This window comes from Vandammella animalimorsus (genome assembly GCF_002288875.1).
GTDB lineage: Bacteria > Pseudomonadota > Gammaproteobacteria > Burkholderiales > Burkholderiaceae_C > Lampropedia > Lampropedia animalimorsus.
The window spans coordinates 69,535-82,548 of sequence record NZ_NTBH01000005.1 but is presented as its reverse complement, the minus strand read 5'-3'; the positions used below and the strand labels follow the sequence as shown (position 1 = coordinate 82,548).

Annotated in this window: 11 protein-coding genes; 5 read left to right on the top strand and 6 right to left on the bottom strand. The window is 67.1% G+C overall.

Annotated elements, in window-relative coordinates; genetic code table 11:
- Nucleotides 1–18: 18 nt before the first annotated feature.
- Nucleotides 19–882 carry a hydroxypyruvate isomerase family protein gene (locus CLI93_RS08635; protein ID WP_095542280.1) on the top strand — a complete coding sequence of 288 codons (864 nt, stop codon included), beginning with the start codon at nucleotides 19–21 and terminating at the stop codon, nucleotides 880–882.
- A 56-nt stretch (nucleotides 883–938) separates the two neighbouring features.
- Nucleotides 939–1,940 (top strand): NUDIX hydrolase, encoded by a 1,002-nt coding sequence (locus CLI93_RS08630; RefSeq protein ID WP_095542310.1) that lies wholly within the window; start codon nucleotides 939–941, stop codon nucleotides 1,938–1,940.
- Nucleotides 1,941–2,062: 122 nt separating this feature from the next.
- Here CLI93_RS08630 and CLI93_RS08625 read toward each other — a convergent pair whose 3' ends face one another.
- On the bottom strand, nucleotides 2,063–3,583 hold the full coding sequence (locus CLI93_RS08625; protein WP_095542281.1) for a high affinity choline transporter 1: 1,521 nt from the start codon (nucleotides 3,581–3,583) through the stop codon (nucleotides 2,063–2,065).
- A gap of 371 nt (nucleotides 3,584–3,954) precedes the next feature.
- Here CLI93_RS08625 and lhpI point away from each other — a divergent pair, with 371 nt between their 5' ends.
- A complete protein-coding gene (lhpI, locus tag CLI93_RS08620; protein ID WP_095542282.1) occupies nucleotides 3,955–4,902 on the top strand; it encodes a bifunctional Delta(1)-pyrroline-2-carboxylate/Delta(1)-piperideine-2-carboxylate reductase in 948 nt (315 codons plus the stop codon).
- 99 nt (nucleotides 4,903–5,001) lie between these two features.
- On the opposite strand, the gene CLI93_RS08615 is transcribed toward lhpI, so the two are convergent.
- Both CLI93_RS08615 and CLI93_RS08610 read right to left on the bottom strand, forming a co-directional pair.
- On the bottom strand, nucleotides 5,002–6,054 hold the full coding sequence (locus tag CLI93_RS08615; protein WP_095542283.1) for a tripartite tricarboxylate transporter substrate-binding protein: 1,053 nt from the start codon (nucleotides 6,052–6,054) through the stop codon (nucleotides 5,002–5,004).
- A complete protein-coding gene (locus CLI93_RS08610; RefSeq protein ID WP_095542284.1) occupies nucleotides 6,051–7,553 on the bottom strand; it encodes a helicase HerA-like domain-containing protein in 1,503 nt (500 codons plus the stop codon). Before CLI93_RS08610 ends, CLI93_RS08615 begins: the two co-directional genes overlap by 4 nt.
- A gap of 210 nt (nucleotides 7,554–7,763) precedes the next feature.
- Between CLI93_RS08610 and CLI93_RS08605 the strand changes: the two genes are divergently transcribed.
- Nucleotides 7,764–9,224 (top strand): DUF4139 domain-containing protein, encoded by a 1,461-nt coding sequence (locus CLI93_RS08605; protein WP_095542285.1) that lies wholly within the window; start codon nucleotides 7,764–7,766, stop codon nucleotides 9,222–9,224.
- A gap of 84 nt (nucleotides 9,225–9,308) precedes the next feature.
- On the opposite strand, the gene arsC is transcribed toward CLI93_RS08605, so the two are convergent.
- From arsC to argC, 3 genes are read right to left on the bottom strand one after another with little or no spacing between them, the layout of a single operon-like run.
- The gene (gene arsC, locus CLI93_RS08600; RefSeq protein WP_095542286.1) at nucleotides 9,309–9,683 is read right to left on the bottom strand and encodes an arsenate reductase (glutaredoxin); all 375 of its coding nucleotides are present in this window, start codon (nucleotides 9,681–9,683) and stop codon (nucleotides 9,309–9,311) included.
- 8 nt (nucleotides 9,684–9,691) lie between these two features.
- Nucleotides 9,692–10,450: a MarC family protein gene (locus tag CLI93_RS08595; protein ID WP_095542287.1), complete on the bottom strand. Its 759-nt coding sequence runs from the start codon at nucleotides 10,448–10,450 to the stop codon at nucleotides 9,692–9,694.
- Nucleotides 10,451–10,502: 52 nt separating this feature from the next.
- Nucleotides 10,503–11,417: an N-acetyl-gamma-glutamyl-phosphate reductase gene (argC, locus tag CLI93_RS08590; protein WP_095542288.1), complete on the bottom strand. Its 915-nt coding sequence runs from the start codon at nucleotides 11,415–11,417 to the stop codon at nucleotides 10,503–10,505.
- 432 nt (nucleotides 11,418–11,849) lie between these two features.
- On the opposite strand from argC, the gene sucC reads away from it, so the two are divergent.
- Nucleotides 11,850–13,013, top strand: coding sequence for an ADP-forming succinate--CoA ligase subunit beta (gene sucC / locus CLI93_RS08580; RefSeq protein WP_095542290.1), 1,164 nt, complete (start codon nucleotides 11,850–11,852; stop codon nucleotides 13,011–13,013).
- Nucleotide 13,014: the final 1 nt, after the last annotated feature.

The following is a 13,014-nucleotide window of genomic DNA, read 5'->3' as shown; positions in this document are numbered from 1 at the left end:
CAAAACCACCACGCCCACATGCCCCGCCTGGCTGCCAATCTGAGCTTTCTGTACCAAGAGCTACCCTTCGAGGCGCGCCTGGCCGCCGCTGCACAGGATGGCTTTGGCGGGGTGGAGTTTTTGTCCCCCTACGAGTGGGAGCCCGGCTGGCTGGCCGAGCAACTGCGCGCGCATGGGCTGCAGCAGGTGCTCTTCAACGCCCCTGCCGGCGGCGGCACGCTGGCGGCGGTGCGCAGCGCCTGGGCCGCAGGCTCGCGCGGCACGGCCAGCCTGCCGGGCGTGCAGCGCGAGTTCGAATACGGCATTGAGCTGGCGCTGGATTACGCCCAGGCGCTGGGCTGCAGCCGCATCCACGTCATGTCCGGCACGCACCCGGGCCAGCTGGCGCATGGCGGCAACCTGCGCCAGCAATGGCTGCACCGGCTGAGTTGGGCCGCCGAACGCGCCGCCAGACGGCACAGCCCGGGCGCAGCGCCCATCGTGCTGTTGATTGAGGCCATCAACCGCCAGGACATGCCCGGCTACTGGCTGCACACCCAACAGCAAGCGCTGGCAGCGCTGCAAGAGATCGGCCACCCCCTGCTGGGCCTGCAGCTGGATCTCTACCACTGCCAGATGACCGAGGGTCATGCCCAGGCAGAGCTGCAACGCGGCCTGAGCAGCGGCCTGCTGCACCATGTGCAAATCGCCGCAGTACCCGGCCGCTGCGAGCCCGATGCCGGCGCAGTCGATGGACCGGCGCTGCTGCGCCAGCTCGATGCAGCTGGCTATAGCGGCTGGGTCGGGCTGGAATACCGCCCGCGCAGCAGCACGCGCGCCGGGCTGGGCTGGGCCGCGCCATGGCTGCGGCCCGGCGGCGGCGCAGCGGGGCCGCGGCCATGACAGCAGGGCGCGCCAAGCCCGCACCGCACCCCAGCCAGGCATCGGCCGCGCCGCGCATGCCAGCGGCGCCTGCGGCCTCGCACGCCATGCAGGTCGAGCTGGTGGCGGTGCTGGTGGCCGTGGCCAACGGCCAGCCGCGCATCATGACCACGGGCCACGGCCAGTCACTGCCCTGCGGGCCGTTCACCGTCACGCACCGCTCGCTGCAACAGGGCATGCGCGCCTGGATCGAATCCGAAACCCACCACCCCATCGGCTACATCGAGCAGCTCTACACCTTTGCCGACCTGGGCCGGCTGCAACACGAAGCTCACGCGCCCGGTGATATGGCAGCTGCCATGCCCGAAGCCCGGCACATAGCCATCAGCTACCTGGGGCTGACGCGCGAGCAGGCCACGCAGGCCGACTCGCTCAACACCGCAGCCGAACACGCCGCCTGGCGCAACTGGTACGACTACTTTCCCTGGGAAGACTGCCGCAGCGAATGGGCGCTGGCGCTGCAGCAGCGCATCGCCGCGGCGTTGCACGCCTGGTGCGGCAATACGCCCGATGGCACGGTGCGGCAGGCGCGCCAGCAACGCGCGGACAGCGCCTTTGGCCTGGGGGCCATGCCGTGGAATGAGGATTTCGTGCTGCACCGCTATGAACTGCTCTACGAAGCCGGTCTGGTGGCCGAGGCGCAGCGCAGCGGCCAGTCACGGGCCGACAACGCACCGCTGCCGGGCCTGGCGATGCGCTTTGACCACCGGCGCATCCTGGCCACCGGCATGGCGCGGCTGCGCGCCAAGCTCAAATATCGGCCTGTGGTGTTCGAGCTCATGCCCGAGCACTTCACGCTGCTGCAGTTGCAGCAAGCGGCCGAAGCCATCACCGGTCGCTTGCTGCACAAACAGAACTTCCGCCGCCTGGTCGAGCAGCAGCAGCTGATTGAGGAAACCGGCGCCATGGCCCTGGGCCATGCCGGGCGGCCGGCCAAGCTGTTTCGCTTTCGCAGTGGCGTCACCCTTGAGCGCGCCATTGCCGGCACCAAGTTGCCGGTGGCGTCCAGCCTGCCCTGAGGGCCTGTCCTCAAAACCCTGCGCCGCGCACACCCCCACGCTCGGGCGGCCTGGTGCAAGCGCTGCTCACGGCGACTTTGAGGGCAGACTCTGAGAGCCTCTTCTGGTCGCCGGCCAGGCCATCAGGCCGGCAGCGGGCTGGCCGCGTCGAGCTGGTGCGGCTTTTCCTTGGTGTCGGCGATGAACTGCGGCATCAGCGAGCCCACGACCATCGCCACAGCCGCGCCAACCACGCCCGCCAGCTGCTGCGGCACCAGCTCGCCAAAAGCCGCCAGGGCGGCGATCGCGGCATTGGCGCCCCAAGTCTCGGGGTAGCTGGCCGCCAGCAGGCCCGACAGTGCAATCGCCCCCCAGACCAGGATGCCGAACACCACCGACAGCACCGCCCCTTGCGTGGTGGCGCGCTGCCAGTACAGGCCGAAAACCAGCGGCACGAAGGCGCCTACCAGCGGCAGTTGGTAGGCCTCGGCCACCAGCTCATAGATCGACTTGCCCTCCATGGTCAGCGCATAGACCAGCACCATGGCGGTGAACACCGGCACGCTCAAGCGCATGGCCTTGAGGGTTTGCGCATCGCTCATGCCCGGCTTGATGTTGCGCAGGATGTTTTCCACGAAGGTGGTCGAAGGCGCCAGCAGCGTGGAGGCCGTGGTGGAGGTAATGGCCGAGAGCAGCGCGCCAAAAAACGCCACCTGCAGCAGCATCGGCATGTGCTGCAGCACCAGCGTGGGCAGCACGTACTGCACGTCCTTGTCGATGATGGCTTGCACATTGGGCAGGATCAGCACCGCCGCAGTGGCGATGAACATGGGCACAAAACCAAAGACGATGTAGAACGTGCCGCCGATGATGGGCCCGCGCACGGCCGCATCGGCATTGTTGGCCGCCATGACGCGCTGGAACACGTCCTGCTGCGGAATCGAGCCCAGCATCATGGTGATCAGCGAGGCAATGAAGAACAGCCAGCCGCGCCCGTCGCCCCAGTCTGGGAACATCTTGAACTTGCCCTCGCTGGCGGCATAGTCGATCACGCGCCCCGCGCCGCCGGCCAAATCGGCGGCATACCAGGCCACGGCCAGCAGGCCCACCACGATGACGATCATCTGGATGGTATCGGTCAGCGCCACCGACCACATGCCGCCGTACATGGTGTAGACCAGCACCACAGCCGTGCCAATCACCATGCCCCAGAAAAAGCTGATCGCGCCCGCCGAGAGCATGTTGAACACCAGGCCCAGCGCCGTGATCTGCGCCGCCACCCAGCCCAGATAGCTGAAGATGATGATCAGCGAGCACACCACCTCGATGCCCTTGCCAAAGCGCTGGCGGTAGTAATCGGCCAGCGTCAGCAGGGTTTTCTGGTAGAGCTTGCGGGCAAAGAACATGCCCACCAGCACCAGGCACAGGCCCGCGCCAAACGGGTCTTTCACCACGGCGGCCAGGCCGCCATCGACGAACTCGGCCGACACGCCCAGCACCAGCTCCGAGCCAAACCAAGTGGCAAAGGTCACGATGGCCACCATGCTCAGCGGCAAGTGGCGCCCGGCCAGGGCGTAGTCCGTGGTGTTGTTCACGCGCCGCGCAGCCCACAGGCCAATGCCGACCGAGACCAACAGATACAGAACGATGAAGGTGATCAGCATGGTGCAGCACTCCCAAGCGGTTCACAAATCTGCACGGACTGCCCCCATCGGCGGCCGCGCAAGACAGCAAAAAGGCCGGCTGCGCCCTCTGACCGCGCCCCATGGCGCCGGCCCAGCCGCCCCGACCATCCCCACCCATCCCTGCCCGGCCCTGCGCTTGGCGGGGATGGAATACTGCGCACGGGCCGAGCGGCCCATGCCGCTGCGGCCCGTGCGCAGAGGGCGGCATTATCAAGCAATTTGTTTGCTCGGCGCAGACAAAATTCGCCTTGGCCCGGCACGGGCTGTGCCGCATGGCCCAAGGCCCAGCCAGGCGCCTGTACAAACACGCTCTAATGACAAGCCATCACTGAACCACCGGAAAAACCGCCATGCACATCTTCACCGCCGAAGCCACCGCAGCCGCCCTGCCCTTTGAGCGTCTGGTGCCTGCCTTGCGAGCCGCCTTTTGTGGGCCGATCACCGTGCCGCAGCGCCATATCCACCCCATCGGCGAGCCAGCCCAGGGCACGACGCTGATCATGCCCGCCTGGGATCTGCAGGCCGGCTTTATGGGCATCAAGATCGTCAATGTCTTTGCCGGCAACGCCCAGCGCGGCCTGCCCGGGCTGCACGCCAATTACCTGCTCTACGACGCCCATACCGGCGTGCCGCTGGCGCTGATGGATGGCGATGTCATCACCGCGCGGCGTACGGCAGCGGCCGCAGCGCTGGGCGCAGCCTTTCTGGCGCGTGAGGACGCCGCGCACCTCTTGGTGCTGGGCGCTGGCCGCGTGGCCAGCATGTTGCCGGCAGCCTTTGCCGCCGTGCGCCCGATTGCCCGCGTCAGCGTCTGGAACCACCGCCCCGAGGGCGCGCAGCGCCTGGCCGCACAGTGGCGCGAGCAGGGCTGGGACGCCCAGGCCGTGACCGAACTGGCGCAGGCCGTGCCCGCGGCCGACATCATCAGCTGCGCCACGCTCTCGCAGCAGGCGCTGGTTGAGCCGCAATGGCTGGCGCCGGGCGCACACCTGGACCTGATTGGCAGCTTCACGCCTGCCATGCAAGAGGCCGCACCAGGCTGCTTGGCCCAGGCGCGGGTGTTTGTCGATACCGACGAGGCGCTGCAAAAAGCCGGCGATTTGCTGCGCGCCATCGAGGCCGGCGCCTGGCAGCGCGAGGCCCTGCAGGGCGATTTGTTTCAGCTCTGCCGCGGCAGCCGCACGGGCCGCGCCAACGCCAGCGAGCGCACCGTCTTCAAGGCCGTGGGCAATGCGCTTGAAGACCTGGCCGCAGCGCAACTGGTCTGGGCAGCGCGACCTGCATCCGCCAGCGCCTGATGGCCCGCAAGCGCCCCGCCGCAGCGTGGCGATGAAAAATACCCAAGCTGAGGCAGAGGCGCGCCCAACGCCTTGGGCTGAGGCTGGGGGCTGGCCGCCTCAACAGCGGCTGCAGCCCGCTGAGCTGTCGGCTTTTTGCCCTTCACAAAAGATCAGGCGCTTCCAGGCCTTTCGGTGGTCGGCCTCGCGTGCTTGCAGCTGGGACCGATTCATGTACTGCACGCTCATGCCCCAGTCGCGCAGCTGCTGGGCCACCTCTGGCAGGGCCAGCACCTGCTGCACGGCCTGCTCCCACTGCGCCACCGTGGCCGTGGGCAGGTCGTGCGGGGCGTACAGGCCGTAAAACGATGCCTGCTCAAAGCCTGGCAAGCCCAGCTCGGCAAAGGTCGGCACTTCGGGCAGCACCGCCTGGCGCTGCGCGCCCAACACGGCCAACACGCGGATGCGCTGGGCGCGGTGCAGTTCCATGAGTTCATGCATGGCGGCCACGGCCGATTGGATGCGCCCGTGTACCAGTTCGGCCAGCATGGGCGCGCTGCCGCGAAAGGGCACGGCCTGCAGGGGCAGGCCATGGTTGCGCTGCAGGCACTGGACGAGAAACTCCGGGATCGAGCCCGTCGCAGGCACGCCCACGGCCAGTTGCTGCGGCTGCGCGCGCAGCCATTCGAGGTATTCGGCCCAGTTGCGGGCCGGGTGGCTGGCAGAGACAGCCAGCGCTTCGACAAAGCCAGCTAGCCCGGCCACGGGCGTGAAATCCTGCTGCGGATCAAAGCCCGGCTCAGGCATGGTCATGGGCAGGATGTTGATGGTGTGGGTGTGCGAAAGCAGCAGCGTCTGGCCATCGGCCGGGGCCGCCTTGAGGGCCAGCGCGGCGCGCTGCCCGCCAGAGCCCGGCTGGTTGTCGACCAGCACCTGGCATTGCAGCGCCATGCCCAGATGCACAGCCAGCAGCCGCGCCAGCAAGTCGGTACCGCCGCCCGAGGGAAAGCCCACCAGCAAGCGCACTGGCGCTGGCTGATCGATCGGCCCATGCGCCCAGGCTGGCTGCCGCAGCATCGCCGGCCCGGCCAGCGCCAGGCCCAGTGCGGCCAGGCTGCGCCGGCGCGTGAGTGGCGCTGCCTTGGCAGGGGGGTGATGGCAGCGGTGGCTCATCGCCTTCCCTTGCCGCCGCCCAGCAGGCCACCGAGCACGCCGCGCAGCAGCTCACGGCCCATGCGGTTGGCCTGCGAGCGCACCGAGGACTTGATGACCGATTGCACCAACCCGTCCTTTTTGCCGCCGCGCGGGCCCGTGCTGCCGAACAGGAATTCGTTGACCATGCCGGCCACGCCGCCGCCTTGCTGCGCTGCGGCCTCGGCGGCCTGTTGGGCCTGCTCGGCGCGCTGCTTGAGCACCTCGTAGGCCGATTCGCGGTCCACGGCCTGCTCATAGACGCCAGCGACCAGCGATTGCGCCATGAGCTGCTGGCGCTGCACCGGCGTGATGGGGCCCAGCTGGCTGCCTGGCGGCACGACAAAGGCGCGCTCGGTGATGCCCGGGCTGCCCTTGGCGTCGAGCAGGCTCACCAGCGCCTCGCCCACGGCCAGCTCGGTAATGGCCTTTTCGATGTCCAGCCCTGGCTTGGCGCGCATGGTCTGTGCCGTGGCGCGCACGGCCTTTTGATCGCGCGGCGTGAAGGCGCGCAGCGCATGCTGCACGCGGTTGCCCAGCTGCGCCAGCACGCTGTCGGGGATGTCGGCCGGGTTTTGCGTCACGAAGTACACGCCCACGCCTTTGGAGCGAATCAGCCGCACCACCAGCTCGATGCGTTCGAGCAGCACCTTGGGCGCATCGTTGAACAGCAGGTGCGCCTCATCGAAGAAGAACACCAGCTTGGGCTTGTCGGCATCGCCCACCTCGGGCAGGTGCTCGAACAGCTCCGAGAGCATCCACAGCAAAAAGGTCGCATACAGGCGCGGCGCGTTCATCAGCTGCTCGGCCGCCAGGATGTTCACGTAGCCATGGCCGTTGGCATCGGTCTGCATGAAATCGGCAATGTCCAGCATGGGCTCGCCGAAGAACTGGTCGGCGCCTTGCTCCTCGACCTGCAGCAGCGCGCGCTGGATGGCGCCCACGCTGGCGGCGCTGATGTTGCCGTAGGTGGTGCGGTATTGCGCGGCGTTGTCGCTGAGGTGCTGCAGCATGGCGCGCAGATCCTTCAAGTCCAGCAGCAACAAGCCGGCCTCGTCGGCCACGCGGAAGGCAATACTCAGAATGCCGCTTTGCGTCTCGTTCAAGCCCAACATGCGCGCCAGCAACAGCGGCCCCATGTCCGAGATCGTCGCCCGCACCGGGTGGCCGTTGCGGCCAAATACATCCCAGAACATCACTGGCGCGGCCTGAGGCTGGGGCGGCGCGATGCCGCGCTGCGCCAAGATGGCGGCCATTTTCTCGCCCACCTGGCCCGGCTGGCTGATGCCCGAAAGATCACCTTTGACATCGGCCATGAACACCGGCACGCCAATCTGCGAAAACTGCTCGGCCAGCGCCTGCAGCGTGACGGTCTTGCCCGTGCCCGTAGCGCCGGTGATCAGGCCGTGGCGGTTGGCCAGCGCAGGCAGCAGCAGGCACTCAGTCTGGGCATTCTTGGCAATCAAGAGCGGCTCGCTCATGCGGTACTCCAAAGTGGATGGAAAAGGCCAGCCAATTGTATGTATGCAGGCCAGACACAGGACGCAATAGAAAAAACGCTGCGCTTAACCCTGTGCCGCACACTTGAACGTATAAACCTCCATCGAGCAGGCTTTGGCAGACCGTCATGGGATGTGGCACGCCTGCCCACAATGCATTTTGACCAACCACAGACCTAGGAGTGAGACACCATGCCTACCCCCGCACCGCACCTCAAATGGCTGGGCCTGCCGGCCTGCATGTTAGGCCTGGCCGCCAGCGCGGCCGCAGCGCCCGCCGATGAAATTCAGAGCACGGCCAAAGACCGCGAATCGCTGGCAGTGACGATCTACAACGATGCGCTGGCGCTGGTGCGCGACACGCGGCGCGTCACGCTCGGCCAGGGCAGCAACCGTGTGGCGCTGCGCGAGGTCTCGGCCAAGATCATGCCGGAGACGGCCAGCCTGCGCGCCAGCGATGGCAGCGCGCTGGCGCTGCTGGAGCAGAACTTCGACTACGACCTGCTCAGCGACCAATCGCTGCTGAACAAATACATCGGGCGCAGCGTGCAGGTCATCCGCACCCATCCGGCCACGGGGCAGGAGCAGCGCGAGAGCGCCACTGTGTTGTCCAACAACGGCATGCCCGTGCTGCAGTACGCCGACCGGGTCGAGACTGGCCTGCCGGCCAACGCCCGCCTGGCTTTCGACGGCGTGCCCGCGCAGCTGCGCGACCAGCCCACGCTGGTGCTGACGCTGCAGGCACCGCAGGCCGGCGCGCAGCTGCTGGATCTGTCCTACCTCACGCAGGGCATCGGCTGGCGGGCCGACTACGTGGCCACGCTGGCGCACGATGAGAACAGCCTGGGCCTGTCTGGCTGGGTGACGCTGGACAACCAAAGCGGCGTGGCCTACGAGAACGCGCAGCTACAGCTGGTGGCCGGCGACGTGGGCCGCGCCCCGCCCGAGCGGTACCGCGCTAAGAACATGGAAGTCGTCGGCCTCTCGGCCATGGCCGCCCCCGCGCCGATGCAGCAGGAGGCCTTGTTCGAATACCACCTCTACACCCTGCCGCGCCCCACGACGATTGCCAGCCAGCAGACCAAGCAGGTGGCGCTGCTTTCGGCCAACGGCGTGCCGCTGCGCAAGGAATACCGCCTGCAGGGCGAGCCGCATTGGTACTCGGTGTATGGCACCGACACCAACCACAGCCCCGAGCTGGGCGAGCCGCGCAAGGTGGATGTGTTCGTCGAGTTCGACAACAAGGGTGGCGACCTGGGCGTGCCCCTGCCCAAGGGCGTGGTGCGCGTGTACAAGGCCGACAGCAAGGGTCGCGCGCTGTTCATCGGCGAGGACCGCATCGACCATAAGGCCAAGGATGAGCAGGTGCGCCTGAAGCTGGGCAGCGCCTTCGACCTGAACGGCACCTGGAAGCGCCTGTCGGTGGACAAGCTCAGCGACAAGCTCTACGAAATCCGCGTGCAGATCGAGCTGCGCAACGCCAAGGAAGTGCCAGCCACCATCAAGGTGGTCGAGCCCATCCACGGCCACTGGACCATGCAAAAGGAAAGCCACCCGCACAGCAAGGCCGCAAGCGGCCTGGCGCAATGGAGCGTGGAAGTGCCCGCCGGCGGCAAGACGGTGCTGGACTACACCGTGCGCATGCAGTACTGATGCGCTTGGAGATGCGCCTGGATGAACGCACCCCGCGCCGGCCACTGCGGCCACTGCAGCCGGGGCGCAGCTTGGGACAGGCTCTTACAGAATGTCGAGCAGCGCATCCACCGGCCTGGCCAAGCGCGTGCCCTTGGCGGTGACGACGAAGGGGCGGTTGAGCAGCACCGGATGCGCGGCCATGGCGTCGAGCAACGCCGCGTCATCGGCCTGGGCCAGTTGCAGCTCTTCATACAACGGCTCCTTGGTGCGCACGGCCTCGCGCACCGTCAGGCCGCTGGCGGCAATCAGCTGCGCCAGTTGCTGGCGCGTCAGCGGTGTCTTGAGGTATTCCACCACCTGCGGCTGCAGGCCATGCGCCTGCAGCAGCTCCAGCGCCTTGCGCGAGGTGCTGCAGCGGCTGTTGTGGTAGATGGTGGCCGCGGCGGCGGCGCTGGCATTGGGTTTTGGTGTCGTCATGGGCAAACTCAATACAAGGAGTCCACCGCGCTGGGCGGCCTGCCAGGCGCTGCGGGCTGCGCAATCGGCCCCAGCGGCGTGACGCCGGTGCGGATGGCGTCGCTCAGCAGGCTGCCCGCGCCATCCCAGAAGATCTGCACCCCCAGGCACAGCAGGATGAAGGCCGAGAGGCGCAAGAATACCACGGTGCCCGTCTCCCCCAGCAGGCGCAGCAAATACTCCGCATAGCGGTAGCTCAGGAAAATCAGCATGGCAATGCCCGCCAGGCCCAGCACCGCGCCAGCCGTGCGCACAGCCGCCAGCGCAATGGACGGCGAGGCCAGGCTGACCCCGACAGTGATCGCCGCAGAGATGGTGCCCGGTCCGCAGGTGATGGGAAACGAGAGCGGGAAGAACGCCTGCGAGCGCACCATCTCGGGCGTGTAGTTCTCCGCGATCTTGGCCGCTCGGGGCGACTCGGCGCTGTTGGTGGTCAGCAGCCGCCAACCGATATTGGTCACGATCAGGCCGCCGGCCGTGCGCACGATGTCCAGCGAGATGCCGAACACGTCCAACACCAGCGAGCCCAGCAGCGTGGCGCCCACCATCAGCAAGAAGACATTGCGTGCAATGCGGCGCGCCAGTTCCTGGCGCATCTTGTCGGAGGCGCCTTCGGTCAGCGACAGAAAGATCGGCGCCGTGCTGGTCGGGTTGGCGATGGGCAGCAGCGTGGCCAGCGCCAGCAGGGCGCTGGTGCCAAAGGCAACGAGATAACTGACGATGTCCATGGCGAAAACGTGCGGGAGCGTTCGGCTGTGGCAGCGGCAAGAGGCCGACGACTCAAGCCAGCCCCAGCATCAGCTTGAGGTTTTGCACCGCCGCGCCGCTGGCGCCCTTGCCCAGGTTGTCCAGCCGCGCCACGCACACGGCCTGGCGGTGCTGCGGGTTGCCGAACACGCGGATTTCCAGCCGGTTCGTGTCCTTCAGCGCCAGGGCGTCGAGCTTGCCGTTGTCGGTGGCAGGCTCGGCCGTGACCCATTCGCTGCCCGCGTAGTGCGCGGCGTAGATTTCGGCCAGGCGCTCGGGCGTGGGCTGGCCGGGCAGCACGTCCAGGTGCAGCGGCAGCTCCACCAGCATGCCCTGCGGGAAATTGGCCACGGCGGGCATGAAGATGGGCCGGCGCGTGATGCGGCCGTATTGCATGATTTCCGGAATGTGCTTGTGCGCCAGGCCCAGCGCGTACAGCTCATAGGCGGGTGCCTGACCGGCCTCGTAGGCCTCGATCATCTGACGACCGCCGCCCGTGTAGCCGCTGACGGCGGGCAGGGCCACAGGGTGGTCGGCCGGCAGCACGCCAGCCTCCACCAGCGGGCGCAGCAGCGCGATGGCGCCAGTGGCGTAGCAACCGGGGTTGGCCACGCGCTGGGCCTGCTGCACGGCGGCGCGCTGCGCCGGCGACAGCTCGGGAAAGCCGTAGGTCCAGCCCTCTGCCACGCGGTGCGCGGTGCTGGCGTCGATGATGCGCGGTTTGTGGCCGGGCAGCGCGTCGATCATGGCCACGGATTCGCGCGCCGCATCGTCGTGCAGGCACAGGATAACCAGATCCACCCCAGCCATGATGGCGCGCTTGGCCTCGGGATCCTTGCGCAGCGCCGGGTCGATGCTGACCAGCTCCACGCCCGCCATGCCCTGCAGGCGCTCGCGGATTTGCAGACCGGTGGTGCCAGCCTCGCCATCGATGAAGATTTTCGCCATGGGCTTTCCTCTCTTGTGAACAGGCTCTTGGAAGGGCCTCCAGGGGGGTGAACAGGGGTGGCATGGAGCCATGCCACGGCACGGCCAATGCCCAGGCATACAAAAACGCAGCGCCGCCCAATTGGGAAGGTCTGCTGACGCGCGGCCAACAGCCCCGACTCTGCGTTGCGCGCGCGCCAGCGGGCGGCGTACAATGCGCGCGCCCGGCACTCATGCCCGGCCGGCACAGCCAATGGCTGCTGCGCATCGGCCGGGCATGATACATGAGCATGTTGCACATTGGCGGGCTGCAGCGCACATGCTTTCTCGCCATTTCCCCATCTCCGGCGGCACTTGCTGGCCGGGCCTGACTGGGCCGCGGCGGAGTGCAGCATGGCTGCTGCGCACTGGCCGCATTCATTCTTTCCACTTCCCCTCCCTAAGAGATCTCTCATGAAGATTCACGAGTACCAAGGCAAGGAAATCTTGCGCAAGTTCGGGGTGCCTGTGCCCCGTGGCATCCCCGCATTCACCGTGCAAGAGGCCGTCGAGGCCGCGCAAAAGCTCGGCGGCCCGGTGTGGGTGGTCAAGGCGCAAATCCACGCTGGCGGTCGCGGCAAAGGCGGCGGCGTGAAAGTGGCCAAGACCTTGGACGACGTGAAAACCCTGGCTGGCCAGATTCTGGGCATGCAACTGGTTACGCACCAAACCGGCGCCGAGGGCCAGAAGGTGCGCCGCCTTTATATTGAAGAAGGCGCCGACATCCAGCAGGAGTACTACCTCTCGGTCGTGACCGACCGCGCCAGCCAGAAGGTGGCCTTCATTGCCTCCAGCGAAGGCGGCATGGACATTGAGGAAGTGGCCCACAAGACACCCGAGAAAATCGTCAAGGTCTTCGTCGATCCGCTCGCTGGCATGAGCGACGCCCAGGCCCAGGAGTTGGCCAAGGGCGTGGGCATGCCCGAAGACTCCGTGCCCCAGTTCGTGGACGTGTGCAAGAAGCTCTACCAGTGCTACATGGACACCGACGCCAGCCTGGTCGAAATCAACCCGCTCAACCGCGACAGCAAGGGCAACATCATCGCGCTGGACGCCAAGTTCAACTTTGACTCCAACGCCCTGTTCCGCCATGAGGAAATCGTCGCCCTGCGCGACCTGGACGAGGAAGACCCGGCCGAGGTCGAAGCCAGCAAGTTCGATCTGGCCTACATCAGCCTGGACGGCAACATCGGCTGCCTGGTCAACGGCGCGGGCCTGGCCATGGCCACCATGGACACCATCAAGCTCTTCGGCGGCGAGCCGGCCAACTTCCTCGACGTGGGCGGCGGCGCCACCCCCGAGAAGGTCACCGAAGCCTTCAAGATCATGCTGCAAAACCCCAAGGTCAAGGCCATCCTGGTCAACATCTTCGGCGGCATCATGAAGTGCGACACCATCGCCACCGGCGTCATCACCGCCAGCAAGGCCGTGAACCTGCAAGTGCCGCTGGTCGTGCGCATGAAGGGCACCAACGAAGAGCTGGGCAAGAAGATGCTGGCCGACAGCGGCCTGCCCATCATCAGCGCCGACACCATGGCCGAAGCGGCCGAAAAAGTCGTGGCCGCCGTCAAGAAGTAAG